This window comes from Actinomyces provencensis (assembly GCF_900155435.1).
In the GTDB taxonomy this organism is placed as follows: Bacteria; Actinomycetota; Actinomycetes; order Actinomycetales; family Actinomycetaceae; genus Pauljensenia; species Pauljensenia provencensis.
Map to the genome: position 1 here is coordinate 993143 of NZ_LT700212.1, position 25676 is coordinate 1018818.

Here is a 25676-nt window from a genome sequence, read left to right on the forward strand (position 1 = left end):
GTGCGGCGCTCAGCGCCCGCCCTCCTCCGCTGCCTCGGAGGGTGCGGGCGGTGCCTCGGTGGGCTCCACCTGTTCCACCGGAGCTGTCGTCGTGGTGGTCGCGGACGGGTCGACGCCCGTCGCGGGACCAGCCGGGGCGGCCTGGGCGGCTGCGGGGGCGGGATCGACAGCCGCCGCGGGACCAGCCGGGGCGAGCGCGGGCGAGCGCCTGGCGTCACGCCGGGACCGCAGCATGGACGCGATGACGGTGAGCACCAGCGCCCCTGCGATGAAGACCATGGAGAAACCGATGCCGATGTCGGGGACGCCCTCGTACCCCTGCCCGTCGTTGAGGAAGGACAGGGTGTTGTCGTGCAGGGCGTGCAGGATCAGCTTCACGCCGATGAAGCCGAGGATCGCGGCGAGGCCGTAGTGGAGGTAGACCAGGCGTTCCAGCAGGCCGTCGATGACGAAGTAGAGCTGGCGCAGGCCGAGGAGGGAGAAGGCATTGGCGGCGAAGACCAGGTAGGGCTCGCTGGTGAGGCCGAAGATCGCGGGGATCGAGTCGAAGGCGAACATGAGGTCCGCAGAACCCAGGGCGATGACGACCAGGAGCATGGGCGTCAGGTAGGTCTTGCCCCCGTGGCGGTGCAGGAACCGGTCCGAGACGAAGCCGTCGGTCACGGGGAAGATGCGGCGCACGATGCGCACGAAGCGCGTCTCGTGGTACTCCTCGGACTCGTCCAGCGGTTCCTGGATCCCCTGCCGGGCCTGGGACCAGGCCGTCCAGATCAGCCACGCGCCGAAGAGGAAGAAGATCCAGGAGAAGCGCGCGATCAGGGCCGCCCCGACGAGGATGAAGACCAGACGCAGCACGAGGGCGATGATGATGCCCGACAGGAGGGCCTTCTGCTGGTACTGACGCGGCACCCGGAACGTCTCCATGATGATGATGAAGACGAAGAGGTTGTCCAGGGACAGGGACTTCTCCGTGATGTAGCCGGCGTAGTACTCACCGGCATAGGTGGAGCCGTACACGGCCCAGACGATGACTCCGAAGAGGAGCGCGAGGACGATGTAACCCACCGACCACCACACGGACTCCTTCATGGAGGGGACGTGGGGCTTGCGCACGTGGCCCACGATGTCGACGGTGATGAGGACCAGCACGATCGTGGCGAGCCCGATCCAACCCAGCGCGTGAACGTCCAAGGGAAACCTCTCAGATGATAGGGGGAGACACGGCTGAGGTCTCTTCCCACCCGGGAACCGACTGGACGGCCGCGGGCGGTGGCACCGAGCAGTCGCTCCGCCGGCGGTGCCGGCGTGCGTCCGCCGCGATGACGGTGCCACACTTGTCGGGATTACTCCCCTCGTCGGGCGAGTGTACCTGACGTCCTCCGGGGTCGCCCGGAAGGTCGTCCGCACGCGGGCCGGGACGGGTGACGGATCCCGGGCGCCGGGTCACGGGCCCTCCGGTCGGCGGCGTGTGCCGGTACCTCAATTGGCGGCGCGCATCTGGCGCAGTTCCTTCTTGAGGTCGGCGACCTCGTCACGCAGTCGCGCGGCGACCTCGAACTGGAGGTCCTGCGCGGCCTGTCGCATCTGCGCCGAGAGCTCCTCGATGAGGTCGACGAGGTCCTGCTCCGCGGCCTTCCCGAGACGCTCCCGCGCACCCCTGGCCTGCTGGAGGACCTCATCGGAGGCCCGGGAGTGCCCGATGGGGCGTCCGGACCGTTCCCTGCGGTAGCCGCCCTCGAGGAGGGACTCCGTGTCCACCTCCTCACGCGCCAGCATGTCGGTGACGTCGGAGATCTTCTTGCGCAGGGGCTGGGGGTCGATCCCGTGATCGGTGTTGTACGCGATCTGGATCTCGCGGCGTCGCTCGGTCTCCGAGATGGCCTCCCGCATGGAGTCGGTGACCTTGTCGGCGTACATGTGGACCTCGCCGGAGACATTGCGCGCCGCGCGCCCGATCGTCTGGATGAGGGAACGGGTGGAGCGCAGGAAGCCCTCCTTGTCGGCGTCGAGGATCGACACCAGTGACACCTCGGGCAGGTCCAGGCCCTCACGCAGCAGGTTGATGCCGACGAGCACGTCGAACTTCCCCTGGCGCAGTTCGCGCAGCAGCTCGACACGGCGCAGGGTGTCGACGTCCGCGTGGAGGTACTCGACGCGGATTCCCCGCTCGGCGAGGTAGGTGGTGAGGTCCTCGGCCATCTTCTTCGTCAGGGTGGTGACGAGCACGCGCTCCTGGCGTTCGACCCGGACGCGGATCTCCTCCAGGAGGTCGTCGATCTGGCCCTCGGTCGGCTTCATGACGACCTTGGGGTCGACCAGCCCGGTGGGGCGGATGATCTGCTCCACGACACCGTCGGAACGGTCCGTCTCGTAGGGCCCCGGGGTGGCGGAGAGGTAGATCGTCTGCCCGATGCGCTCCTGGAACTCCTCCCACTTCAGGGGGCGGTTGTCCATGGCGGAGGGCAGGCGGAACCCGTGGTCGACCAGGGTCCGCTTGCGTGACATGTCGCCCTCGAACATGCCCCCGATCTGGGGGACGGTCACGTGCGACTCGTCGATGATGAGGACGAAGTCGTCGGGGAAGTAGTCCAGGAGCGTGTGGGGCGGGGTCCCGGGGCCGCGTCCGTCGATGTGACGGGAGTAGTTCTCGATGCCGGAGCACGTCCCGATCTCCCTCATCATCTCCAGGTCGTAGGTGGTGCGCATGCGCAGGCGCTGGGCCTCCAGGAGCTTCCCCTGCGACTCGAACCAGGCGACCCGCTCCTCCAGCTCCTCCTCGATCGAGGAGATCGCCCGGGCCATGCGCTCCTCCCCGGCCACGTAGTGGGAGGCGGGGAAGAGGTGGATCTGGTCGACCTCGCGGATGACGTCGCCGGTGAGGGGGTGCAGCACCGCGAGCTGGTCGACCTCGTCCCCGAACATCTCGATGCGGATCGCGAGCTCCTCGTAGACCGGGATGATCTCGATGGTGTCCCCGCGCACGCGGAAGGTACCGCGCGTGAAGGCCATGTCGTTGCGGACGTACTGCATGCCCACGAACCGGCGCAGCAGTTCGTCGCGGTCGATGTGCATGCCGCGGGTCAGCTGCACCATGCGGGCCACGTACTCCTCGGGGGTGCCCAGGCCGTAGATGCAGGACACGGAGGAGACGACCACGGTGTCGCGGCGCGTGAGGAGGGAGTTGGTGGCGGAGTGGCGCAGGCGCTCCACCTCGTCGTTGATCGAGGAGTCCTTCTCGATGTAGGTGTCGGTCTGGGGGACGTAGGCCTCGGGCTGGTAGTAGTCGTAGTAGGAGACGAAGTACTCCACCGCGTTGTGGGGCAGCAGGCCCCGGAACTCCGCGGCCAGCTGGGCGGCGAGTGTCTTGTTGGGCTCCATGATCAGCGCGGGACGCTGGACCTTCTCGATGAGCCAGGCGGTGGTCGCCGACTTGCCGGTGCCCGTGGCGCCCAGGAGGACGATGTCCTGCTCCCCCGCCTGCAGTCGTTCGGCGAGCTCGTGGATCGCCGTCGGCTGGTCACCCGAGGGGGTGTAGTCGGAGACGACCTCGAAGGGGTGCTCCTGGCGCAGGAGGGATTGCTGGGTGGTCATGCCCCCACCGTAGGCGACACCATGGGCATCGACGAGGGCAGGACGGCGAGCCGCCCTGCGCCCTGCGCGAACCCACCCCCCTTCTGCCGAGGTCCGCTCAGTTCGGGGCACGGAGTCCGCTCAGTTCCGACCGCGAGGTCCGCTCAGTTCCGACCGCGAGCTCCGCTCTGTTCGGGGCACGAAGTCCGTCCCCGTGGACGAGGGCGCCCCCTCAACGGGTCAGCCAGGCGCTGACGAGGGCGTCGACGACGGCCCGCAGGTCCTCCCGGGTCCCTGCGTTGTCCACCCAGATCGTGGACACCGCGCGCCGTCGGACCATTCCCGCCTGGGAGGCGATGCGGGCCTCGGCGTCCTCCCGGTCGAGTCCGCGCGCCTGCAGACGATCCAGGCGTGCCTCCATCGGCGCGTCAACCATGAGGACGACGTCGAACAGGTCCTCCATGCCCGTCTCGACGAGCAGTGGCACGTCGTAGACGGCGAGGGTGTTCGGCGGCGCGGAGCGCATGACGTCACGGGCTGCACGCGCGATGAGGGGATGCGTGATGGCCTCGAGTCGTTCGCGGGCCCCCTGGTCGGAGAAGACCAGGTGGGCGAGCGCCACCCGGTCCAGACTGCCGTCGTCGGCGAGGACCTCCTGTCCGAAGGCCCCGACCACGGCCGCCAGACCCTCCGTGCCGGGGGCGACCACCCGGCGGGCCAGGTCATCGGCGTCCGCGACCACAGCCCCCCGCTCGGCCAGGACCTCCGTGAGCGTGGACTTGCCCGTCCCGATGCCCCCGGAGACCCCGATGCGCGGCGCGCGTCGGAGAGGGAGTGTGACGGGGCGCAGCAGGGCCGCGCGGGCCCCACCGTGGCGCAGGGCGCAGGTCCCGGACGAGGCCCACCGCACCGCCGCACACTCCCCCAGCACGGCGAGCAGCGCATCCACGGCACGGTCGGTGGGGAGCACGCCCTCGGGGGGCAGGTGCACGAAGACCGCGGGCGCCGGGACGGAGGCGGGTCCCGGTCGTGCCGAGGCGAGACTGCGCAGTGCCGAGAAGTACGTGGCGTTGCACACGAAGGTGCCCGCGTCCCCGCTCGGCGACACCGGGACCCCCCGGTTCGCGACCGCCGCCACGAGCCGCCCGACCGGCAGACCCGTGTGCAGCACCTGCGGGGCACCCGCCTCCACGGGCAGGTCCTGGGGACACGACCCGTCCTCGTCAGCGGTGCGCGCCGTCATCGTGTTGCGTGCGGTGGTCTCCACGCCGACCGAGGTGCGGGTGGCGGCGAGCCCCGTGCAGACCACGGCATCGGGGCGAAGCGTGTCCACGAGCTGCGCGATCTCCTCGCGGGCCCGGGCGAAGGAGACGGGGAGCAGCCGCTTCACCAGGACGACCGGTGCCCCCGTGACTCCCGTGCCACCGTCGACAGTCCCTGCACCCTCCGGGTGGGAGCGTGCCCCCTCCGTGTCGCCCGAGACCTCCGGGTCCTCCGTGAGGAGGGCCGTCGGTGCCTCCGGACAAGCTCCTTCGTCGACGGTGGAGGGCTCCCCGGGGACGTCCGGGGGCAGGACGTCGGGGAGTCCGCGCACCGCCTCCCAGGAGGCATTCGTGTCCGCCCCACCGAAGGGCTCGAAACCGGTGACGAGGATCAGCATGCCCCAAGGCTATCCGCCGGGCACGCGAAAGGGGTGTGGGCACCACCCGCAGGTGGTGCCCACACCCCTCGACCTCACCGCCCGGAGGCGGATCACATCAGTTGGTGGAGGTCAGCTTCTCGCGCAGGGCCGCCAGGGCCTCGTCGGACGCCAGCGTGCCGCCGTTGTCGGCGGGGGCGGAGGAGTAGGAAGCCTGCTCCTCGACCGCGGTGGTGGCTTCCTGGTCCTGCTCCTGGGCGCGGGCGACCTGGGCCTTGTGGGCCTCCCACCGGGCCTGCGCCTCAGCGTACTGGGCCTCCCATGCCTCGCGCTGGGTCTCGTAGCCCTCCATCCACTCCTGGGTCTCCGGATCGAAGCCCTCGGGGTACTTGTAGTTGCCGTTCTCGTCGTACTCGGCAGCCATCCCGTACAGGGAGGGATCGAAGTCGTCGGAGTTGGGGTCGACGCCCTCGTTGGCCTGCTTGAGGGACAGCGAGATCCGGCGACGCTCCAGATCGATGTCGATGACCTTGACGAAGACCTCGTCACCGACCTTGACGACCTGCTCGGGCAGGTCGACGTGACGCTGCGCGAGCTCGGAGATGTGGACCAGGCCCTCGATGCCGTCCTCGACACGCACGAACGCGCCGAAGGGGACGAGCTTGGTGACCTTGCCGGGCACGACCTGGCCGATGGCGTGGGTGCGTGCGAAGGCCTGCCACGGGTCCTCCTGCGTCGCCTTGAGCGACAGGGAGACACGCTCGCGGTCCATGTCGACGTCCAGGACCTCGACCGTGACCTCCTGGCCGACCTCGACGACCTCGGAGGGGTGGTCGATGTGCTTCCAGGACAGCTCGGAGACGTGCACCAGACCATCGACACCACCGAGGTCGACGAACGCGCCGAAGTTGACGATCGAGGAGACCGTTCCCTGGCGGACCTGGCCCTTCTGGAGGGTGTGCAGGAAGTTCGTGCGGACCTCGGACTGGGTCTGCTCGAGCCAGGCGCGACGCGAGAGGACGACGTTGTTGCGGTTCTTGTCCAGCTCGATGATCTTGGCCTCGAGCTCACGCCCGATGTAGGGCTGCAGGTCGCGGACACGACGCATCTCCACCAGGGAGGCCGGCAGGAAGCCACGCAGGCCGATGTCGAGGATCAGGCCGCCCTTGACGACCTCGATGACGGTGCCGGTGACGACGCCGTCCTCCTCCTTGATCTTCTCGATCTTGCCCCACGCACGCTCGTACTGGGCGCGCTTCTTCGACAGGAGCAGTCGGCCCTCCTTGTCCTCCTTCTGGAGGACGAGCGCCTCGATCTTGTCACCCACCTTGACGACGTCCTCGGGCGCGACGTCGTGCTTGATGGAGAGCTCACGGGAGAGGATGACGCCCTCGGTCTTGTAACCGATGTCGAGGAGGACCTCATCGTGGTCGACCTTGACGACCGTGCCCTCGACGATGTCGCCATCATTGAAGTACTTGATCGTCTTGTCGATGGCGGCCAGCAGGTCCTCTTCGGACCCGATGTCGTTCACTGCAACCTGAGGAGTGCTGGTGCTCGGCTGCTCGGTGGTGGTGGTCATGTAGTTGTGTTCTCCGAAACGGACGAAATAGTGGGTGGACAGAACCGGTGGACGCCGCTGACCGTGCCGGAGGGCATGGTGGGACCGCGCACACCGCCCACAGCCTAGCGGTCGCCCTGCCCCGAGTCCAGTACCCGGTTCGACATCCCCTGACGCACACCGACGCACCCGGTGGGTCCCACTCCTCAGTGCGCGGCCTCCATCCAGGAGTGGCCACGTCCCACCGCGACGGTGAGCTCCACGTCCATCGCCACCGGCGATCCCATCTCGCGTCGCAGCAGCGCCTCCACCTGCTCGTCCTCACCGGGGTGGACCTCCACGATGAGTTCGTCGTGGATCTGCAGGAGCAGCCGGGACTCCAGCCCGGCCGCGCGCAGGGCGCGGTCCACGCGGACCATGGCGATCTTGATGATGTCGGCCGCCGAACCCTGGATGGGGGCGTTGAGAGCCGCACGTTCGGCCATCTCGCGGCGCTGCCGGTTCTCGGAGTTCAGGTCGGGCAGGTAGCGGCGCCGGTGGAACATCGTCTGGGTGTACCCGTCGCGACGCGCCTGGGCGACGAGGTGTGCGAGGTAGTCACGCACGCCCCCGAACCGCTCGAAGTAGCGCTCGCGCAGTTCTGCGGCCTCCGGCACCGGGATCCCCAGCTGCTGGGAGAGCCCGTAGGAGGACAACCCGTAGGCGAGGCCGTAGGAGGTGGCCTTGATCCTCGTGCGCTGCTCGGGGGTGACGTCCTCGACGGGGGTGCCGAAGACCATCGCGGCCATGGCACGGTGGAGGTCCTCCCCCGTGCGGAAGGCCTCGATCAGTCCGGCATCCCCGGAGAGGTGCGCCATGATGCGCATCTCGATCTGGGAGTAGTCCGCGCTCATGAGCTCCGCGTACCCGGGTCCCGCGACGAAGGCGTGGCGGATGCGGACGCCGTCGGCAGTGCGCGCAGGGATGTTCTGCAGGTTCGGGTCCGAGGAGGCCAGCCGCCCGGTCGCGGCGACCACCTGTGAGAACGTGGTGTGGATGCGATGGTCGACGCCGACCGTGGCCCGCAGTGTCTCCACCATCTGGAGGAGCTTGATGCGGTCGCGGTGGGTGAGCAGGTGCTCCAGGAAGGGGTGGCCGGTGCGCGCCCACAGCTCCTGGAGCGCCTCGGCATTGGTGGTCCACCCGGTCTTGGTCTTCTTGGTGCGTGGCATGTCCAGCTGCCCGAAGAGGACCTCCTGGAGTTGCTTGGGGCTGGAGAGGTTCACCTGGCGTCCGATGGCGGCGTAGGCCTCGGTGGCGGCGCGCTCGACACCGGCGGCCAGCTCCTCGCGCAGCCCGTCCAGGACGGCCGTGTCCACTGCGATGCCGGTGTCCTCCATGTGCGCGAGCACGCTCTGCAGGGGCAGTTCCATCTGGCCGAGCAGGTCCGTCTCGTCCTGCTGTGCCAGGAGCGGGACGAGGGCGTCGCGCAGCTCCAGCAGGGCGGAGGCCGACCGGGCGGCGCGCTGCTGGGCGGGGGTGGGTGTGCCGGCCTCGGTGCCCTCGGCCAGGTCGTCGAGGTCGAAGAGGGCGTCCCCCTTGCCGGCGGGCGCCTCCTCCCGGCCCAGGTAGCGGGAGGTGAGGGTCGCGAGGTCGTAACCGCGCTGCTCGGGGCGCAGCAGGTAGGCCGCGAGTTCCACGTCGAAGGCGGGCTGGTGCAGGTCCCAGCCGCGCCCCCGCAGGGCGTGCCAGGTCCCCTTGCCGTCGTGGACCACCAGGTCCTCGCGGTGGGCGAGCAGGTCCGCCAGGGCCGTGTCCTGTTCGGGTGTCACCTGCTCGACCTCCACGACCAGCACTCCCCCGCTGCGGGCCAGTGCCAGGCGGGTGGTGTCCCCACGGGCGGGCAGGCGCGAGCCCTCGACCCACAGGCCCAGCGGCCCCGGCTCCTCCGCCCGGACCCACGCGGCCACGTCGGTGTCGGGCCCGGCGACCGTCGTCTCCGGCTCCGCCGGGGCGACCCCGGCACCGGGGTCCCCCGCCGTGCCACCCGTGCCGACGGGGTCGTCCTCGCCGGGGTCGGCCCCCGACACCCCGATGTCGGCCACCGCCAGGACGCGGGTGCGCAGTCCGGTGAACTCGAGGGTGTCGAAGAGGTCCTCCACGGCACGGCGGTCAGTGGGCCCGCGACGCAGGTCCGCGGGCTGCACCCCGACGTCGAGGTCGGTGAGGAGGTGGTTGAGGTGGCGGTTGCGGCGCACGTCGTCGAGGTGCTCACGCAGGGCCTCCCCCCGCTTGCCCCCGACCTCGTCGGCGCGCGCGAGGAGGTTGTCGAGGCCGTCGAACTTCGTGATCCACTGCGCGGCGGTCTTGGGCCCGACGCCGGGGACACCGGGCAGGTTGTCGGAGGTCTCCCCCACCAGCGCCGCGAGCTCCGGGTAGCGGTGCGGGGGCAGCCCGTACCTGTCCTCGATGGCGGAGGGGGTCATCTCGCGCAGGTCCCCGGGTCCCTGACCCGGGTAGAGGACGGTGACCCGGTCGTTGACGAGTTGGAAGGAGTCGCGGTCCCCTGACGCCACGAGGACCCGCCACCCCTCCCCCGACGCCTCGGTGGAGAGGGTGGCGAGGATGTCATCGGCCTCGTACCCCTCCTTGGTCAGGGAGCGGATACCCATCGCCGTGAGCACGTCCTGGATGATCTCGACCTGGCCGACGAACTCGGGAGGGGTCTCGGCCCGTGTGCCCTTGTACTCCGGGTACTCCTCCGTGCGGAAGGAGTGGCGGGAGACGTCGAAGGCGACGGCCACGTGGGTCGGGCGCTCGGTCTCCAGGAGGCGCACCAACATGGAGACGAAGCCGTAGACGGCGTTCGTGCACTGACCCGTCGAGGTCCTGAACGTGTCCGAGGGGAGGGCGTAGAAGGCGCGGAAGGCCACGGAGTGGCCGTCGATGATCAGCAGGGTGTCCGTCACACGTGACACCCTAGGGCCCATGAGCGCGAACGACGACACGAACCCGCCCGCACCCGCCTCGCTGGTGGGCGCGCACTGGCCGGGATCACTGATGGAGCGCATGGGCATGGAGGTGGTCGAGCACTCGGCGCAGCGCACCGTGGTCACCATGCCCGTCGAGGGCAACCGCCAGTCGGCGGGCCTCCTGCACGGCGGGGCCTCCGCAGCTCTCGCGGAGACCGCGGCCTCCCTGGCCGCCCAGGCACGGGCACGCGAGGTCGGGGCCACCAGCGCCGTGGGCGTCGAGTTGTCGATCTCCCACCTGCGCGAGGCCGGTTCCGCACCGGTGGTGGCCACGGCGACCGCAGTGCACCTGGGGCGCACCTCCACCGTGCATGTCGTGGACCTGCGCGACGGGGAGGGACGTCTGGTGGCCAGTGCCCGGGTGTCCAACAGGATCCTCGGCGGGTCCGCCTCACACTGAGGGAACGGGGACACGGTCGGGCCCGGGGGGCCGGGGACCCGCAGCAGGCCCGGGGGTGCCCTGGGACGGGGACGGGCCCACCACGCGTGGTGCGTGGTGGGCCCGTCCCACAGGGTCAGGACCCCACCGCTGGGGTGGGGTCGCCCGGGGTCAGTCCTCGACCTGGTCGATCACCGCATCGGCGACCTCACGCATGGAGAGCCTGCGGTCCATGGACGTCTTCTGGATCCAGCGGAACGCCTCCGGCTCGGACATGCCCATGTTCTTCATGAGCAGGCCCTTGGCCCGGTCCACGCGCTTGCGTGTCTCGAAGCGGTCGGAGAGATCGGCGATCTCCTCCTCCAGGGACTCGATCTCCTGGTGGCGCGACAGCGCGATCTCGACCGCCGGGATGAGGTCCGCGGGGCTGAAGGGCTTGACCACGTAGGCCATGGCGCCGGCGTCGCGGGCCCGCTCGACCAGTTCGGTCTGGCTGAAGGCCGTGAGCATGACGACCGCACAGGAGAGTTCCTTGAGGATCCTCTCCGCAGCGGTGATGCCGTCCATCTTCGGCATCTTGACGTCCATGACGCACAGATCGGGCTCGAGCTCGAGCGCGAGATTCACAGCTTCCTCACCGTCGACTGCCTCCCCGACCACCTCGAATCCGGCACCGGTCAGCGTCTCGACGATGTCGAGGCGGATGAGTGTCTCGTCCTCGGCCACGAGCACGCGGCGGGGAGAGGTCTGATCTGCAGTCATGTTCGGTCCTCAGGTTGTTCAGGGAGCGATCGCTATCCTATCCTTGACAGGCACCGGCGCGTGCAGCCCCGATAGCCCAACTGGCAGAGGCGGTCGGCTCAAACCCGGCTTGTTGTGGGTTCGAATCCCACTCGGGGTACCGTCCGTCCCGCCGCGCACTGCGCGGCGGGACCGCGCGAGTGCCAAGGATCACGCAGCAGGGATCAGGTCCAGGCCCAGGTAGTTGGCGGCCTGGCTGCGCCGACGCGGCTCCCTGAGGGCCTCGATGGCGGACTCGATACCCGCGTCGTCACTCCAGTCGTCGAACCAGGGCCGCACGGCCTCCGGGAGCTGTTCGGCGAGCAGGTTGTTGGCCTGGCGTCCGCTGAACCTGTCGTGGACGGACACCGTGGCCATCCGGTCGATCATTCGGTTGTTCGTGTTCGTGTTCATGTGCATTCTTCTCTTCTTCTTCCTCTTCCTCAGATGCCACCGGGGTATGTGCAGATGGGGCACAGGCAACCGCGGCAGCCAACGTCGGGGTGTCCAGGCGCTCCCGACTTCGGGAGCTCATCAGGACCCTGCCGATCACAACGCGACCGGCACACCATTATTCCCACACCACCAACAGGTGCGCAAGCGCATGTGGAGGTGCTCACGCCCACACCGCACACACGAACGCCGGAGGGCGGCACCCGAACGGGTGCCGCCCTCCGGCGTCAGGACCTCGAGGATCAGCGGTGTCCGCCGCCACCGATCGAGTAGTCCACCTGGTCACCGACCGTGTGGACACGGATGAGGTTCGAGGAGCCGGACGTCCCCGGCGGCATCCCCGCCACGAGCACCAGTTCGTCCCCGACCTCGGCGAGGTGGGCCGACTGGGCCACCTGGTCGACCTGCCAGACCATGTCGTCGGTGTGCGTCACCTCGGGGACCCGGTAGGTCTGGATGCCCCAGGACAGTGCCAGCTGCCGGCGCGTCTCCTCCAGGGGGGTGAAGGCCAGCATGGGGATCGGGCTGCGCAGCCGGGACATCCGGCGCGCGGTGGAGCCGGACTGGGTGAACGTCACCAGGAACTTCACGTCCAGGCGCTCCCCCACTGCGGCGGCGGCCTGGCAGATGACCGCTGCGCGGTCGACCACGAAGGCACCCAGAGGGGCGATGCGCTCCCCGCCGTTCTCCTCGGTGTTCTCGATGATCCGCGCCATGGTGCGCACGGCCTCGATGGGATAGGCGCCCACGGAGGTCTCACCGGAGAGCATGACCGCGTCGGCACCGTCGAGGATCGCATTGGCGCAGTCGGAGGCCTCGGCGCGTGTGGGCCGCGGACTCTTGATCATCGACTCCAGCACCTGCGTGGCGACGATGACCGGCTTGGCCTGGCGCCGCGCCAGCTCGATGGCCCGCTTCTGCACCAGGGGGACGACCTCGAGGGGCATCTCGACGCCCAGGTCACCACGCGCCACCATGATGCCGTCGAAGGCGTCGACGATCTCCTCGATGGCGTCCACGGCCTGGGGCTTCTCGATCTTGGCGATGACCGGACGGCGGATGCCCTCCTCGTCCATGATCTTGTGGACGTCCTCGATGTCGACCGCGCTGCGGACGAAGGACAGGGCGATGAAGTCACACCCGATGTTCAGACCCCAGCGGAGATCCTCGCGGTCCTTCTCGGACAGGGCGGGCACGGAGACGGCCACCCCGGGGAGGTTCAGGCCCTTGTGGTCGGAGACGTAACCGGGGACCTCGACGCGCGTCACGACGTCGGTGTCGGTCACCTCGGTGACCCGGACCGCGACATTGCCGTCGTCGATGAGGAGGCGGTCACCGGCGCGGCAGTCGCCCGGGAGACCCTTGAAGGTCGTCCCGACGCGTTCCTTGGTGCCCTCGACATCGTCCGTCGTGATGGTGAAGGTGTCTCCCACCTCCTGGTACTGCGGACCGTCCTTGAAGGTCTCGAGGCGGATCTTGGGGCCCTGGAGGTCGACGAGGATGGCGATCGCACGGCCGGAGGTCGCCGCCGCGCGACGAATCCGCTCGATGACCACCTCCTGCTCGGCAGCGGTCCCGTGGGAGCGGTTGATCCGCGCCACGTCCATCCCGGCGTCCACCAGTGCCTGGACCTGTTCAGGGGACTCCGTCGCAGGTCCCAGTGTGCATACGATTTTGGCTCGGCGCATGGGGCCAGTCTACCGGTCACCCGGGGCCCCGGGGGATGTCGGACCGTGTGTGGTGGGACCAATGACCCCCTCGGATCCCTCCTGCTCCGCGGGGAGTGCGGCATCCGGGCCGTCCCTGTCCGGTTCGTCACGGCTGACCACGAGCGCCCGTTCCGCCGCGGTGAGCTCCGTCGGCGCACCCCTGCGCCCCGCCAGCACGAAGAGGACCAGACCACCCAGGAACACGAGGAGTGACGCCCAGACGTTGAGGCGGAGTCCCAGGACGTGCTCGGCGTCGTCGATGCGCAGCATCTCGATCCAGCCTCGTCCCAGGGTGTAGGCCATCAGGTAGAGGGCGAACACCTGGCCCGAACGGAACCGGTGACGACGGTCCAGGAGGACGATGAGCCCCGCCATGGCGAGGTTCCAGAGGCACTCGTAGAGGAAGGTCGGGTGGAAGAGGGTCCCCTCCGGGTAGCCCGCGGGCATGTGGGCGGCGTCGATGCGCAGCCCCCAGGGCAGCGTGGTCGGAGCCCCGAAGAGCTCCTGGTTGAACCAGTTCCCCCACCGGCCGATGGCCTGGGCCACGAGCAGCGCAGGTGCGACGGAGTCCGCCATGGGCCCCATGCGTTGGCCGGCGCGCCGCAGCGCGATCCACGCCCCCACGGCGCCGAGGGCCACCCCACCCCAGATGCCCAGCCCGCCCTTCCAGATCTCGAGGGCCTGGAGGGGGTTGCCTCCCGGCCCGAAGTAGGCGGCGGGTGAGGTGAGGACGTGGTAGATCCTCGCACCGACGATCCCGAAGGGGATGGCCCACATGGCCATGGTCGACGCCAGCTCGGGGTCACCCCCGCGGGCGGCATAGCGGCGTGACGTGATCCACACGGCCACGACCATGCCGCAGACGATGAGGATCCCGTAGGCCCGCAAGGGCAGCGGCCCCAGGTACCAGACCCCGCGCCCGGGTGAGGGGATGGCCGTGGGCAGCGTCACCGGGTGCCCCGCGACGCCCCGCGGACACCGGCCACGAGCTCACCGGCCAGGTGTTCCAGTTCACGCAGCGCCCGGTCGGTGTCGGGCTCGAAGAGGGTGCGCACCAGCGCTGATCCGACGATCACACCGTCGGCGTACCCGGCGATGTCCCGCGCCTGGGCCCCGGTGGACACACCGAGCCCCACGCACACGCGCTCCGCACCTGCGGCCCGCGTGCGTTCCACGAGGGCGCGCGCGTGGTCGTCGACGCTGGTCCGGGCGCCCGTGACACCCATGGTGGAGGCTGCGTACACCCACCCGCGGGAGTGCTCCGCGATGAGGCGCAGTCGGTGTTCGGGGGACGAGGGCGCCACCAGGTAGATGCGCTCCAGGTCGTGGGCGTCCGAGGCCCGCTCCCACTCCCCGCCCTCCTCGGGCGGGAGGTCCGGGGTGACGAGGCCCGCGCCGCCCACGGCGGCGAAGTCCCGGGCGAATCGCTCCACCCCGTACCACTCGATCGGGTTCCAGTACGTCATGGAGACCGTGGCGAGTCCGTGGGCGCTGATCTCGTCGACCGCATGGAGGAGGTCCTCCAGGTGCGTGCCGTGCTCGAGGGCGGCCACCGTCGCGCGCTGGATCGTGGGTCCGTCCATGCCGGGGTCGGAGTAGGGGAAGCCCAGTTCGAGGACGTCGACCCCTGCATCGGCGAGGACCTCGGCCGCCCGGATGGAGGTCTCGACCGTGGGGAAGCCCACCGGGAGGTAGCCGATGAGCGCGGCGTCGCCACGCTGGTGGGCGGCATCAATGGCTGCCGCGCTGGATCCCGCCCGAGTCATTCCTGTCCCTCCGTCGTGTCTGGTTCCTGCGTCGTCGCTCCATCCCTGCGGATGCCGCCCTCGCCGGCGCTGGGGTCGATGACCTGCAGCGTGGCCTCGCCCAGACCGAACCACTTCGCGGCGGTGTCCACGTCCTTGTCGCCACGGCCCGACACGCAGACCACGACGATGGGTTCCTGCCCCTCCTCGAAGGGTCCCTCCTGCGCCTTCTCGAGTGCCCAGGCCCGGGCACCTGCCAGGGCGTGGGCGGACTCGATGGCGGGGATGATGCCCTCAGTCCTGCACAGGAGCAGGAAGGCGTCCATGGCAGCGGAGTCGTCGACGGGCACGTACTGCACCCGGCCGCTGCGCGCCAGCCACGAGTGCTCAGGACCCACCCCGGGGTAGTCCAGGCCCGCGGAGATCGAGTGGGAGGGCTTGGTCTGGCCGTCGCGCTCCTGGAGCAGGAAGGAGCGTGCCCCGTGGAGGACGCCGACCTCGCCGGCGGTGATGGAGGCGGCGTGCCGTCCCGTGTCGAAGCCGTCGCCGCCGGCCTCGCACCCGAGGAGGGCGACGCCCTCGTCGTCGAGGAACGCGGTGAACGTCCCGATGGCGTTGGACCCGCCGCCCACGCAGGCGCAGACGAGGTCGGGCAGTCGCCCGGTGAGGCCGAGGACCTGGGAGCGTGCCTCGTCACCGATCACGCGTTGGAGGTCACGCACCAGGGTCGGGAAGGGGTGGGGTCCCGCAGCGGTGCCGAAGATGTAGTTGGTGGTCTCCACATTGGTGACCCAGTCGCGGAACGCCTCGTTGATGGCGTCCTTGAGGGTCTGGGAACCCTGGGTGACGGACACGACCTCCGCGCCGAGCATCTGCATGCGCGCGACGTTGAGGTGCTGGCGTTCGGTGTCCTCGCGTCCCATGTAGATCGTGCAGTCCAGGCCCATGAGGGCCGCCGCCGTGGCGGTGGCGACGCCGTGCTGGCCGGCGCCCGTCTCCGCGATGATGCGGGTCTTGCCGAGCTCCTGGGTGAGGAGTGCCTGGCCCAGCACGTTGTTGATCTTGTGGGAACCCGTGTGGTTGAGGTCCTCCCTCTTGAGGAAGACGCGCACACCGCCCAGGTCCTGCTCGAAGCGGTGGGCCTCCGTCAGCAAGGAGGGGCGCCCCGCGTAGTCACGCAGCAGGGTGTCCAGGCGGGCGCGGAAGTCGGGATCGTGCCACAGGCGCTGCCAGGTGCTGTCCAGCTCCTCCAGGGTGCCCATGAGGGACTCGGCGACGAATCGCCCACCGAACTCCCCGAAGTACGGCCCGTTCCGGTCCGCCAGTGTCACGTCAGTCCTCCTGCCTCGCGGCGCGTACACGCGCCTTGCGGTCGGTGCGCAGGGCCGGGTGCTGGCCTGCGCTCACCATGTCCCTCACTGCGGCGTCGGGGTCCCCCGACGTCACGAGAGCTTCTCCCACGAGCACGGCGTCAGCACCCCAACGCGCGTACTCGAAGACGTCGTGCGGGGTCCGCACGCCCGACTCCGCCACCGCGATGACCTCCGCGGGGATGACGTCGATGACCTGCTCGATGGTCGAGCGGTCGACCTCCAGGGTCGTGAGGTCACGGGCGTTCACCCCCACCACCTTCGCACCTGCGTCCAGTGCCCGCAGCGCCTCGAGCCGCGAGTGGGTCTCCACCAGTGCCGTCATGCCGAGTGACTCCACGCGCTCCAGGAGGGAGACGAGCGCAGGCTGCTCCAGGGCCGCGACGATGAGGAGCACCATGTCGGCGCCGTGGGCGCGGGCCTCGTGGACCTGGTAGGGCGTGACCACGAAGTCCTTGCGCAGCACGGGGATGTCCACCGCCGCACGCACGGAGTCCAGGTCCGCGAGGGATCCGTGGAAGCGGCGCTGTTCCGTGAGCACGGAGACCACCGTCGCCCCGGCCTCCTCGTAGACGGAGGCCAGCGCCGCGGGATCCGGGATCCGGGCGAGGTTCCCCTTCGAGGGCGAGGACCTCTTGACCTCGGAGATGATCGACACGGCCCCGTCCCGGCCGCGCATGGCACCCACGACGTCGAGCGCCTCGGGCGCACGTCTCGCGCGGACCTTGAGGTCGTCCATGGAGACCAGGGACTCGCGCTCGCGCAGGTCCTCCAGCACTCCGGCGATGATGCCGTCGAGGACACTCATGGCCATCACTCCCCTCATGCGTGGTTTCCCCGATGCTAGCCGCCAGAGGTCCCGGGCCCGAATCGGGCCCATCATCCGACCTGCGCCGGGGGGCCGTTCAGCTCCGTGTACCCGCATCCCCTGCGGGGTCAGGGGCCTCCGCGGAGGAGGGGGCGAGTGGCTCGAGCTGGCTGGCACGCAGGACCGAGCCCAGGGCCGCCGCCGCCTTGTTGCGTGTCTCCTCGTACTCGGTGGCGGGCACGGAGTCGGCCACGAGACCGGCGCCGGCCTGCACGGAGGCGGTGCCCCCGCTCAGGCAGGCCGTCCGGATGGCGATGGCCAGGTCGGCGTCACCCGACAGGTCGAAGTAACCCACCACGCCCCCGTAGACACCGCGGGCGGCGGGCTCCAGGTCGTCGATGAGACGGATCGCACGTGGCTTCGGCGCGCCGGAGAGGGTCCCTGCCGGGAACGTCGCCACCAGGCAGTCCAGCGCGTCCACGCCCTCGCGCAGGCGCCCGGTCACCGTGGAGGAGATGTGCTGGATGTGGGAGAAGCGCTTGACCTCCATCAGCGTGGACACCTCCACACTGGCCGGGTCACACACCTTGGAGAGGTCGTTGCGGGCGAGGTCGACGAGCATGACGTGCTCGGAGAGCTCCTTCGGGTCGGCCAGGAGGTCCTCCGCCAGCTGACGGTCCTGGGCCGAGTCCACCCCCCGGGGTCGCGAGCCCGCGATCGGGTAGGTCCACACCCTGCGCCCCTGGGTCCGCATGAGCGTCTCCGGGGAGGAACCCACGACCTCGTAGGTGCCACCGCGCCCGTCGGGCAGGCGCAGGTAGTACATGTAGGGCGAGGGATTGACCGTGCGCAGCACCCGGTAGACGTCCAGTCCGGAGGCATCGGTGTCCACGTCGAGGCGCTGGGAGACCACCACCTGGAACACCTCGCCGTCACGGATCGCCTGCTTGGCGGCGACCACGCTGCCCTCGAACTGCTCCCGCGGCGTGCGGTGTGCCACAGCCGGGGGTTCCACGGGTGTGCCGCCCCCGCCCGCGGGACCGCTCAGACCGCTGAGTCCCAGGACGGCGGGCCTGATCGGGCGCGACATGCGGGCCGCCATGCCGTCCAGGCGCGACAGGGCACCCTCGTAGGCCTCGTCGACGCGGTCGTCGGAGCCGTCCATGTTCCAGGCGATGGCCACCAGCCACAGGGAACCCTCCGAGTGGTCGATGGCGGCAACCTCCGTGGCCAGGCACAGGGAGGCGTCGGGCACGTCGACCTCGCGCGGGACAGCCGGTGCCAGGGTGGGTTCCCACTCGGGGATGATGCCCCACCCGAGGGAGCCGACGAGGGCGCCCGTGAGCGGCGGGAGTCCGGGGACGGCGTCGGTGCGCAGCACGGACAGCGCGGAGTGGAGGACGTCGAGGAGCGTTCCCTCGGCCAGGGCACCACTGGGTCGGGTGCCACTCCAGCTGGCGCGGCCCCCGCGGGACGTGATGGCCCCGGCGGAGGCGGCCCCGATGAAGGACCAGCGTCCCCAGGTGCCGTCGTGCTCGGCGGACTCCAGGATGTACGTGCCGGGACGACCCTCGGCGAGTTGTCGGTACACGCCGACGGCGCTCAGTTCGTCGGCGAGCACCTTGCGGGCCACGGGGATGACGCGTCTGGTCCGCGCCAGTTCGTGGAAGGTGTCCCGGTCGGGCCAGGTCCCGCCCCATTCGAGGTGGACGGCTCCCCCCTGCGGTGCACTCATGAGGCCTCCCCTGCGACGGCGTGGAGGTCTCCCCCGGCCTCGAAGCAGCTGCGGGTGCCCGTGTGGCAGGCGGCGCCGACCTGGTCGACCTCCACCAGGAGGGCGTCCCCGTCGCAGTCCAGGTGGACGGACCTGACCCACTGGAGGTGGCCGGAGGTGTCGCCCTTGCGCCAGTACTCCTGGCGTGAGCGGGACCAGAAGGTCACACGCCCGGTGGTGAGGGTGCGGTGGAGGGCCTCGTCGTCCATCCAGCCGACCATGAGCACCTCACGGGAGTCGTACTGCTGGACGACGGCGGCGACGAGGCCGGCGGGGTCCCGCTTCAGGCGGGCGGCGATGGCGGGGTCAAGACTCACGCCCGACATCCTCCCACCCGGGACCCCGGGGTGCATCCGGCGTCCAGCCCCGCGGGTGCCCCGTCCACACCGGGGGCGGGGACCGCCCCTCACGACCGCACGGGGAAGCCTGCGCTCCCGAGTGCCTCCTTGACCTGGGCGATGCCCAGGGTCCCGAAGTGGAAGACCGATGCCGCGAGCACGGCGTCCGCCCCCGTACGGGCAGCCTCCACGAAGTCCTCGACCTTCCCCGCGCCGCCCGAGGCGATGACGGGGATGCCCACGACCTCACGTGCCGCGCGCAGCATCTCCACGTCGAAGCCGTGACGGACCCCGTCGGCGTCCATGGAGTTCAGGAGGATCTCCCCGGCTCCCAGTCCCTCCGCCCGGTGTGCCCACTCGAGGGCGTCGATGCCGGTCGAGCGGCGCCCGCCGTGCGTGGTCACCTCGTAACCGGACTCCGTGGTGACACCGGGGGGGCATCGCCGCGCGTCCACGGACAGGACGAGGACCTGGTCCCCGAAGCGGTCGGTGACCCGGGAGATCAGCGAGGGGTCGGCGATCGCTGCGGTGTTCACACCGACCTTGTCGGCGCCGTGGGAGAGCAGCGTGGCCACGTCCTCGACGATGCGCACCCCACCCCCGACCGTGAGCGGCACGAACACCTGTTCCGCGGTGGCGGAGACGACGTCGAGCATCGTGGCCCGACCCTGGGAGGAGGCGGAGACGTCGAGGAAGGTGATCTCGTCGGCTCCCTCCTCGGAGTAGCGCCGGGCGAGCTCCACCGGGTCTCCCGCGTCACGGAGGTTCTCGAAGTTGACCCCCTTGACGACGCGACCGGCGTCGACGTCCAGGCAGGGGATGATGCGGAGTGCGACTGGCATGGGCTGATCCTATCGGCACACGGTGGCGGGGGTCCCCGGCGTTCACCGGGCGCCCGGCGGTGTCAGGAGGTGCCCGGCGAGGTGCCCAAGACGTCGACCACGGCGATGAGGGTGTCGTCACCCGTGGCCAGCTCGGGCGGGATCGTCACCACCAGGCGGGACCCGACGCGTTGGTCCACGAGGGCCTCGACCAGTCCGGGCATCGCGGTGGACAGGTCGATGACGCGGGGAAGGCCCGTGCCCCAGGTGGACTCCCGGACCTCGCCGTCGCTCCATCCCGTGACGGAGAACTGGGCGAGGACACGGTCCCCGGAACGGACCTGGGACCCGCTGCCCCGCAGCAGCAACTGGGTGGTCTCGCCCTCGGGTGCGGCGCCCTCGTGGGAGACCATCGGCCCGTCGTCACCCAGGGTGACGGTGACGGGGGCGTCGGCGGGCACCTCCACCTCCTCCCCGTCCGCGACGGAGGGGAGGATGTCCACGACGTCCACCTCCACCTGCACGTCCCCGGCGCCCGACTCCGTGTCCGTGGGGGCGATGGAGCGCACGAACAGGAGGCGCGCCCCCTTCTTCCGCCCGAGCACCGCCCGGTCGAGGACCTCGTCGAACTCCCCCGACCCGGCCAAGCCGGCAGTGGTGCGGGGCCGCGCGTCCGGGGAGAGGATCGTGCCGTCCGCCCCGTCGAAGGCGGTGATGGCGAGGACGACCGGGGCACCCTCGGTGATCGTGCGGCCGGTGCCCGTGGCGATCTCCCGGTACTTCTCGCCACTGACCTCCAGGGGCGCGGTGAGGGTGAGGACGGGAGTCGCTCCCGGGCGTCCGGAGACGGTCACCCGGTCCAGGACCGAGCCGGACTGCGCCGCGGACTGCTCCGAGGACTGCCCGAGGAGGTCGCCGGGGCGCATCCACAGACCCACCGCGGCCGCCGCGGCGACCAGCAGCACCACCAGGGCCACCGCGAGGGGGAGGGACCACCCTCCCCTGCGCCGCGCGCGGGTGGCGCGACGGGTCCCGTGTCCGGTCATGCCGGCAGGGTCGGGGTCTGTCCGAGGATGCGCTCCACGAGGAGGTCCACGCGGGGATCGTCATGGGCCAGTGGGTCCTGCAGGGACAGGGGCGCGGTGGCACCGTCGTCGAGGCGGAGGTGGACCCAGTCGGCGGTCAGGTCGCGGCGGGCGTCCTCCGCGGCCCCGATGACGCGTCCGCGCAGGGCGGCACGCGTGGTGGCCGGAGGAGTGGTGACGGCGGTGGTCACCTGCTCCTCGGTGGTCAGGCGACGCAAGAGCCCGGCTGCCTCCATCCGGGGGCGCAGGCCCTCCGCCGTGATGTCGTGGTAACCCAGTTCCAGGCGGGCCACGCGGGGGTCCGCCAGTGTCGTGCCGGCGCGGCGCGCGTAGGACTCCAGCAGGCGGCGCTTGACGGCGACGTCCAGCTCGGTGTCCACCCCCGACCAGTCCCCCGACTCGATGGCGTCGATGCCACGACCCCACAGGTCCACGACGTAGCGGTGGATGTCGTCGAGCGCATCGGTGTCGGTGTGGGCGAGGACCCGGGTGCGGATCTCGCGCTGCACCTGGGCGGCGGTCATCTCACGCCCGTCCGCGAGCTCCACGCGCACGTGTCCGGTGAGGTCGGCGTTCACCTCGCGGATCGCACGCATGGGTTCGGCCAGGGCGAGGTCCTGGATGCGCAGACCGTCCTCGACCGCGGAGAGGAGGAGCTCGGTGGCTCCCGCCTTGAGGGCCGTGGTCGGTTCGGCGACGTTCGTGTCCCCGACGATGACGTGCATGCGTCGGTAGGAACCGGAGTCGGCCAGGGGCTCGTCGCGGGTGTTGATGATGGGGCGGGAACGCGTCGTCGCGGAGGAGACCGCGTCCCACATCTGGTCCGCCCGCTGGGAGAAGCAGTACGCGGTCCGCCCCGAGACGGTGCGCACGTGCCCCGACCCGGTGAGAACCTGGCGGGTGATGAAGAAGGCGACCAGGGCGTCGGCGACCTCGCGGAAGTCACGCCTGCGGTGGAGCAGGTAGTTCTCGTGGCACCCGAAGGAGTTGCCCTGGGCGTCCAGGTTGTTGCGGAAGAGGTGGAGGCGCGCGTGGATCCCGTCGGCGGCCATCGCGACGTCGCCCTGCGTCGCCAGGTCCGCGAGCATGACGGAACCCGCACGGTCCTGCGCGAGGAGGTCCTCCAGCCGGTCGCACTCGGCGGTGGCGTACTCCGGGTGGGAGCCGACGTCGAGGTAGAGCCGACCCCCGTTGCGCAGGAACAGGTTCGAGGACCTCCCCCTGTGCAGCAGGGGGTCGAAGAGGTACCTGGCTGCCCTGTCCGCGTCGATCGGTGAGGGCGAGGCATCGGTGGACGCCGCGTTCAGCCCGTACTCGGTCTCGATGCCGACGACCCGTCGTCTCACCTCACTGGCCGCCCTTCTGGACGAAGCCCTGGACGAAGGACTCCGCGTTGCTCTCCAGCACGGAGTCGATCTGGTCGAGGAGGTCGTCGATGGAGTCGGTCCGGGCCTGGGTCCGGGCCTGGGCGCCCTCCTCCTCGGGGTCCTCCCCCCCACCCGCTCCTGCGAACACCTGCGTGTCGGACATGTCTGTCTCCTCTCCGTGGACGGGGTCCACTCTCAGTCGTCGATGACCCGGCCCGACTCGACCAGGTCCGCCAGGGAGGCGTCGACCCCGCCGGCGTCGGGAATGGGTCGACGCACCAACCGGTCCTGACCGGGTTCGTCGACCACCAGCGAGGTCCAGGACGCCTTGACCAGGTTCGGGACCTGCTCCACGGCACGACCCCTCACCCAGGCGCGCGTGTCGCGCGGCGGTGTGTCGGCGGCGGCCTCCACCTCGGCGTCCGTGAAGAGGCGGCGCACACGGCCCGCTGCTGCGAGACGCGCGACCAACCCGTGGTCGGGACGCAGGTCGGACCACTGCAGGTCGATGGCCGCCAGACGGGGATCGGCCCAGTCGGTGCCGAGCCTCTCGCGCTGGCGCGAGGTCAGCTGGTACTTCGCGACCCACTCGACCTCGCCGGCCACGCTCCACAGGTCGGAGCGCATGCGGTCCAGGACGGACTGCCAGGTGTCCAGCACCTCACGCTCGGCCCCGTCGGGGACGGTGCCCAGGCGCTCGTGGGTGGCCAGCACGAGGTCCAGGTAGACCTGCTGGAGCTCGGGGGCGGTGTAGGCCCTCCCACCGGCCACGGAGATGCGGTGGGTGAGGTCCGGGTCGTGGGAGACCTGCCATGTCTCCTGGACGGGGTCGGACATGGACAGGGCGTCCCACTCCATCCCGATCCCCTGTTCGATGGCCCACAGCACGAGTGAGGTCGTGCCCAGCCGCAGGAAGGTGGAGACGTCGAACATGTTGCCGTCCCCGTTGATCACGTGGAGGCGACGGAAGCGCGAGGGGTCGGCATGGGGCTCGTCGCGGGTGTTGATGATGGGTCGGTTGAACGTGGTCTCCAGGCCGACCTCGTTCTCGACGAAGTCCGCGCGCTGGGAGACCTGGAAACCCGCGACCTCCGAGCGCTGCCCGATGCCGACCCGACCGGCACCGCACAGGACGGGACGGGTGACCATGAAGGGGGTGAGACCGCGGATGAGGTCGTCGAGGTCCACGAGGCGCCGGACCTGGTAGTTCTCGTGGGTGCCGTAGGCGGCGCCCTTGCCGTCGGTGTTGTTCTTGACGAGGACGAGGGGCGGCTCCCCCGCGCGTGCGACCTCCTCCATGGTCCTGCGGGCCACGACCTCGCCGGCGCGGTCCCACAGGGTGGCGTCGCGGGGGTTGGAGGTCTCGGGGGCGGAGTACTCGGGGTGGGCGTGGTCCACGTAGAGACGTGCGCCATTGCGCAGGACGGCGTTGGTCGCCGAGGGCAGCGCCAGTTCCTCCGGCGTGGGGCGCGACATCTCCTCGGTGCCGCCCGAGGGGGCGAGGTGGTACGGGTCGTCGGTGAGCAGCGAGGGATCCACGGCCGCGCGGTCCATGCGGGTCCCACGCAGGTCGTTGAGTGGGTCCTCCCCCGTGTAGTCCCACCGGACCGGGGCACCCTCGCGCGAGATCCTCGCGTAGGCGGCCACGGCCTGGGCCGACATGCCCACGGCATTGGCCCACGGGTCCCCGGGCCGGTAGACCCCGTACTCCGTCTCGGTGCCGATGATGCGTCGCACGCTCATCGTTGCTCCTCCCTGACCGGGGTGACCGCCGTGACGTCCTCACGCATGCCGATGGTGCGCGCCCAGTCCTGGGGGGACGAGGTGCGTGCCAGTTCCATGGACTCCTGCATCTCCTCGTCCACCCCCGCCAGGACGTGCGCGGCACCCAGGCCCTGGACACCCCCGCGCAGGGTGTCCTTGATCGCGTGCTTCTTCGCACGCTCCACCGTGCCGGCGATGAGGGCGCCGGAGACGATGTCGGAGAGGTGGATGCGCCGGGTGCGGCCCGAGGCGAAGGTCGCGTCGAAGAGGGCGGTGGTGTCGTCCTGGGCGTAGAGGCGCTCCAGTGCCTGTTCGGTCATGGCCCGCAGCGCGGCGTCGACGGAGCCGTGGCGGGCGACCTCGTCGGGGGACACCGGCAGGTCGGGCGTGAGGTACTTGGAGAAGATGTCACGGGCCCCGGAACGGTCGGGACGGTCGACGCGGATGCGCACGTCCAGGCGGCCGGGACGCAGGACAGCGGGATCGATCATGTCCGCCCTGTTGGAGGCCCCGATGATGACCACGTTGTCCAGGGACTCCACGCCGTCCATCTCGGCGAGCAGCTGGGGGACGATCATGGTCTCCACGTCGGAGGAGATCCCGGAACCGCGTGTGCGGAAGAGCGCCTCCATCTCGTCGAAGAAGATCACCACGGGCACGTCGGTGGAGGCGAGGGACCGCGCCCGGGCGAAGATCGCGCGGATCTGGCGTTCCGTCTCACCGACGAACTTGTTGAGCAGCTCCGGGCCCTTGATGGAGAGGAAGTAGGTGCGCGCACCGGAGTCCTCGTGCGACAGGGAGTTCGCGACGGCCTTCGCGATGAGCGTCTTGCCCGAGCCAGGGGGCCCGTAGAGGAGGATGCCCTTGGGGGGGCGCAGTCCGTAGGTGCGGTAGAGCTCGGGGTGGCGGAAGGGCATCTCGATGGCGTCGCGCACCTGTTGGATCTGGGCGTCCAGGCCGCCGATGTCGGCGTAGGAGACGTCGGGGACCTCCGGGGTGAGGAGCTGCTCGACGTCGGAGCGCACGACGCGCTCCAGCGCGTAGCCGGAGCGCAGGTCCACCATGACGGAGTCCCCGGGGCGCAGGTTGCCGTGGCGCAGCGGTCCGGCGAGCACCACCAGGTGCTCCTGACCGCCCTCCAGCCCGACGAGGACGCGGTCCGCGCCCACGGTCTCCAGGACCGCCGCGAGGGTGCCGTTGCGCGGGAACCCGTCGGGTTCCACGGCGACCATCTTGTCGTCGACGCGCAGCAGCTGTCCGGCGCTGAGGGAGGTGAGGTCGAGGGAGGGGGCCGCGGCCAGGCGCATGTGGCGCCCCTGGACGACCGCCTCGAGCTCACGGGTGGAGGGCTCGGCGGCCACGAAGGTGGCCAGGGTGAGTGGGGGCCTGTTGACCTGCTGGAGTTGCTCCTGCATCTGGAGGAGCTGCGTGCGCGCTGTGGTGAGGGCGCGGGTCAGGCGCTCGTTCTTGCCCTCCAGGGACACGACCGTGCGTTGCATCTC

At 70.4% G+C, this 25676-nt stretch carries 20 protein-coding genes, 1 tRNA gene and 1 pseudogene; 2 read left to right on the forward strand and 20 right to left on the reverse strand.

The window, feature by feature from the left end; translation table 11 throughout:
* Nucleotides 1–201: 201 nt before the first annotated feature.
* The 5 genes and pseudogenes from BQ9890_RS04285 to polA all read right to left on the reverse strand — a co-directional run.
* Nucleotides 202–1191 (reverse strand): annotated as a pseudogene (locus BQ9890_RS04285) (TerC family protein); the annotation flags it as partial.
* A 288-nt stretch (nucleotides 1192–1479) separates the two neighbouring features.
* Nucleotides 1480–3591, reverse strand: coding sequence for an excinuclease ABC subunit UvrB (gene uvrB / locus BQ9890_RS04290; protein WP_075889626.1), 2112 nt, complete (start codon nucleotides 3589–3591; stop codon nucleotides 1480–1482).
* Nucleotides 3592–3802: 211 nt separating this feature from the next.
* The gene (coaE, locus tag BQ9890_RS14710) at nucleotides 3803–5230 is read right to left on the reverse strand and encodes a dephospho-CoA kinase (RefSeq protein WP_078062225.1); all 1428 of its coding nucleotides are present in this window, start codon (nucleotides 5228–5230) and stop codon (nucleotides 3803–3805) included.
* A 97-nt stretch (nucleotides 5231–5327) separates the two neighbouring features.
* Nucleotides 5328–6791 (reverse strand): 30S ribosomal protein S1, encoded by a 1464-nt coding sequence (gene rpsA / locus BQ9890_RS04305; RefSeq protein ID WP_075889628.1) that lies wholly within the window; start codon nucleotides 6789–6791, stop codon nucleotides 5328–5330.
* Between the two features lie 185 nt (nucleotides 6792–6976).
* Entirely contained in the window at nucleotides 6977–9739 is a 2763-nt protein-coding gene (polA, locus tag BQ9890_RS04310) for a DNA polymerase I (protein WP_195907625.1), read from the reverse strand.
* Here polA and BQ9890_RS04315 point away from each other — a divergent pair.
* Nucleotides 9738–10181, forward strand: a complete 444-nt coding sequence (locus BQ9890_RS04315; protein ID WP_143226235.1) for a PaaI family thioesterase — start codon at nucleotides 9738–9740, stop codon at nucleotides 10179–10181. The two genes, polA and BQ9890_RS04315, sit on opposite strands and share 2 nt — an antisense overlap.
* A 150-nt stretch (nucleotides 10182–10331) precedes the next feature.
* Here the strand turns inward: BQ9890_RS04315 and BQ9890_RS04320 are convergent, their stop codons facing one another.
* The gene (locus BQ9890_RS04320; protein WP_075889632.1) at nucleotides 10332–10922 is read right to left on the reverse strand and encodes an ANTAR domain-containing response regulator; all 591 of its coding nucleotides are present in this window, start codon (nucleotides 10920–10922) and stop codon (nucleotides 10332–10334) included.
* 65 nt (nucleotides 10923–10987) lie between these two features.
* Here BQ9890_RS04320 and BQ9890_RS04325 point away from each other — a divergent pair.
* Nucleotides 10988–11061 (forward strand) — tRNA-Leu (locus BQ9890_RS04325).
* Between the two features lie 50 nt (nucleotides 11062–11111).
* Here BQ9890_RS04325 and BQ9890_RS04330 read toward each other — a convergent pair.
* The 14 genes from BQ9890_RS04330 to arc all read right to left on the reverse strand — a co-directional run bounded on the left by BQ9890_RS04330 (nucleotide 11112) and on the right by arc (nucleotide 25673).
* Nucleotides 11112–11354 carry a hypothetical protein gene (locus tag BQ9890_RS04330; protein WP_230297815.1) on the reverse strand — a complete coding sequence of 81 codons (243 nt, stop codon included), beginning with the start codon at nucleotides 11352–11354 and terminating at the stop codon, nucleotides 11112–11114.
* A 281-nt stretch (nucleotides 11355–11635) separates the two neighbouring features.
* On the reverse strand, nucleotides 11636–13081 hold the full coding sequence (gene pyk / locus BQ9890_RS04335) for a pyruvate kinase (RefSeq protein WP_075889634.1): 1446 nt from the start codon (nucleotides 13079–13081) through the stop codon (nucleotides 11636–11638).
* Nucleotides 13082–13090: 9 nt separating this feature from the next.
* On the reverse strand, nucleotides 13091–14053 hold the full coding sequence (gene lgt, locus BQ9890_RS04340) for a prolipoprotein diacylglyceryl transferase (RefSeq protein WP_075889636.1): 963 nt from the start codon (nucleotides 14051–14053) through the stop codon (nucleotides 13091–13093).
* Nucleotides 14050–14868 carry a tryptophan synthase subunit alpha gene (trpA, locus tag BQ9890_RS04345; RefSeq protein ID WP_075889638.1) on the reverse strand — a complete coding sequence of 273 codons (819 nt, stop codon included), beginning with the start codon at nucleotides 14866–14868 and terminating at the stop codon, nucleotides 14050–14052. Before trpA ends, lgt begins: the two co-directional genes overlap by 4 nt.
* Complete coding sequence (gene trpB, locus BQ9890_RS04350; protein ID WP_075889640.1) at nucleotides 14865–16178, reverse strand: tryptophan synthase subunit beta; 1314 nt, start codon at nucleotides 16176–16178, stop codon at nucleotides 14865–14867. Before trpB ends, trpA begins: the two co-directional genes overlap by 4 nt.
* 1 nt (nucleotide 16179) lies before the next feature.
* Nucleotides 16180–17025, reverse strand: a complete 846-nt coding sequence (trpC, locus tag BQ9890_RS04355) for an indole-3-glycerol phosphate synthase TrpC (protein ID WP_075892711.1) — start codon at nucleotides 17023–17025, stop codon at nucleotides 16180–16182.
* A gap of 97 nt (nucleotides 17026–17122) precedes the next feature.
* On the reverse strand, nucleotides 17123–18760 hold the full coding sequence (locus BQ9890_RS04360) for a chorismate-binding protein (protein WP_075889642.1): 1638 nt from the start codon (nucleotides 18758–18760) through the stop codon (nucleotides 17123–17125).
* Entirely contained in the window at nucleotides 18757–19116 is a 360-nt protein-coding gene (gene hisI / locus BQ9890_RS04365) for a phosphoribosyl-AMP cyclohydrolase (protein WP_075892713.1), read from the reverse strand. The genes BQ9890_RS04360 and hisI overlap by 4 nt, the downstream gene beginning before the upstream one ends.
* Nucleotides 19117–19205: 89 nt before the next feature.
* Complete coding sequence (hisF, locus tag BQ9890_RS04370; protein WP_075889644.1) at nucleotides 19206–19979, reverse strand: imidazole glycerol phosphate synthase subunit HisF; 774 nt, start codon at nucleotides 19977–19979, stop codon at nucleotides 19206–19208.
* 62 nt (nucleotides 19980–20041) lie between these two features.
* The gene (locus tag BQ9890_RS04375; RefSeq protein WP_075889646.1) at nucleotides 20042–21004 is read right to left on the reverse strand and encodes an FKBP-type peptidyl-prolyl cis-trans isomerase; all 963 of its coding nucleotides are present in this window, start codon (nucleotides 21002–21004) and stop codon (nucleotides 20042–20044) included.
* On the reverse strand, nucleotides 21001–22389 hold the full coding sequence (pafA, locus tag BQ9890_RS04380; RefSeq protein ID WP_075889648.1) for a Pup--protein ligase: 1389 nt from the start codon (nucleotides 22387–22389) through the stop codon (nucleotides 21001–21003). Before pafA ends, BQ9890_RS04375 begins: the two co-directional genes overlap by 4 nt.
* A 1-nt stretch (nucleotide 22390) precedes the next feature.
* Nucleotides 22391–22573 carry a ubiquitin-like protein Pup gene (locus tag BQ9890_RS04385; protein WP_075889650.1) on the reverse strand — a complete coding sequence of 61 codons (183 nt, stop codon included), beginning with the start codon at nucleotides 22571–22573 and terminating at the stop codon, nucleotides 22391–22393.
* Between the two features lie 32 nt (nucleotides 22574–22605).
* A complete protein-coding gene (gene dop / locus BQ9890_RS04390; RefSeq protein WP_075889652.1) occupies nucleotides 22606–24153 on the reverse strand; it encodes a depupylase/deamidase Dop in 1548 nt (515 codons plus the stop codon).
* A complete protein-coding gene (gene arc, locus BQ9890_RS04395; protein WP_075892715.1) occupies nucleotides 24150–25673 on the reverse strand; it encodes a proteasome ATPase in 1524 nt (507 codons plus the stop codon). The genes dop and arc overlap by 4 nt, the downstream gene beginning before the upstream one ends.
* Nucleotides 25674–25676: the final 3 nt, after the last annotated feature.

What these genes read in the sequence shown, in the direction of transcription:
- hisF (WP_075889644.1), bottom strand. Translation starts at nt 19,979, where the DNA reads ATGCCAGTCGCACTCCGCATCATCCCCTGCCTGGACGTCGACGCCGGT.
- trpA (WP_075889638.1), bottom strand. Translation starts at nt 14,868, where the DNA reads ATGACTCGGGCGGGATCCAGCGCGGCAGCCATTGATGCCGCCCACCAG.
- pyk (WP_075889634.1), bottom strand. Translation starts at nt 13,081, where the DNA reads ATGCGCCGAGCCAAAATCGTATGCACACTGGGACCTGCGACGGAGTCC.
- BQ9890_RS04330 (WP_230297815.1), bottom strand. Translation starts at nt 11,354, where the DNA reads ATGAACACGAACACGAACAACCGAATGATCGACCGGATGGCCACGGTG.
- dop (WP_075889652.1), bottom strand. Translation starts at nt 24,153, where the DNA reads ATGAGCGTGCGACGCATCATCGGCACCGAGACGGAGTACGGGGTCTAC.
- uvrB (WP_075889626.1), bottom strand. Translation starts at nt 3,591, where the DNA reads ATGACCACCCAGCAATCCCTCCTGCGCCAGGAGCACCCCTTCGAGGTC.
- polA (WP_195907625.1), bottom strand. Translation starts at nt 9,739, where the DNA reads ATGGGCCCTAGGGTGTCACGTGTGACGGACACCCTGCTGATCATCGAC.
- rpsA (WP_075889628.1), bottom strand. Translation starts at nt 6,791, where the DNA reads ATGACCACCACCACCGAGCAGCCGAGCACCAGCACTCCTCAGGTTGCA.
- trpC (WP_075892711.1), bottom strand. Translation starts at nt 17,025, where the DNA reads ATGAGTGTCCTCGACGGCATCATCGCCGGAGTGCTGGAGGACCTGCGC.
- BQ9890_RS04315 (WP_143226235.1), top strand. Translation starts at nt 9,738, where the DNA reads ATGAGCGCGAACGACGACACGAACCCGCCCGCACCCGCCTCGCTGGTG.
- BQ9890_RS04320 (WP_075889632.1), bottom strand. Translation starts at nt 10,922, where the DNA reads ATGACTGCAGATCAGACCTCTCCCCGCCGCGTGCTCGTGGCCGAGGAC.
- arc (WP_075892715.1), bottom strand. Translation starts at nt 25,673, where the DNA reads ATGCAACGCACGGTCGTGTCCCTGGAGGGCAAGAACGAGCGCCTGACC.
- coaE (WP_078062225.1), bottom strand. Translation starts at nt 5,230, where the DNA reads ATGCTGATCCTCGTCACCGGTTTCGAGCCCTTCGGTGGGGCGGACACG.
- BQ9890_RS04360 (WP_075889642.1), bottom strand. Translation starts at nt 18,760, where the DNA reads ATGAGTGCACCGCAGGGGGGAGCCGTCCACCTCGAATGGGGCGGGACC.
- BQ9890_RS04375 (WP_075889646.1), bottom strand. Translation starts at nt 21,004, where the DNA reads ATGACCGGACACGGGACCCGTCGCGCCACCCGCGCGCGGCGCAGGGGA.
- BQ9890_RS04385 (WP_075889650.1), bottom strand. Translation starts at nt 22,573, where the DNA reads ATGTCCGACACGCAGGTGTTCGCAGGAGCGGGTGGGGGGGAGGACCCC.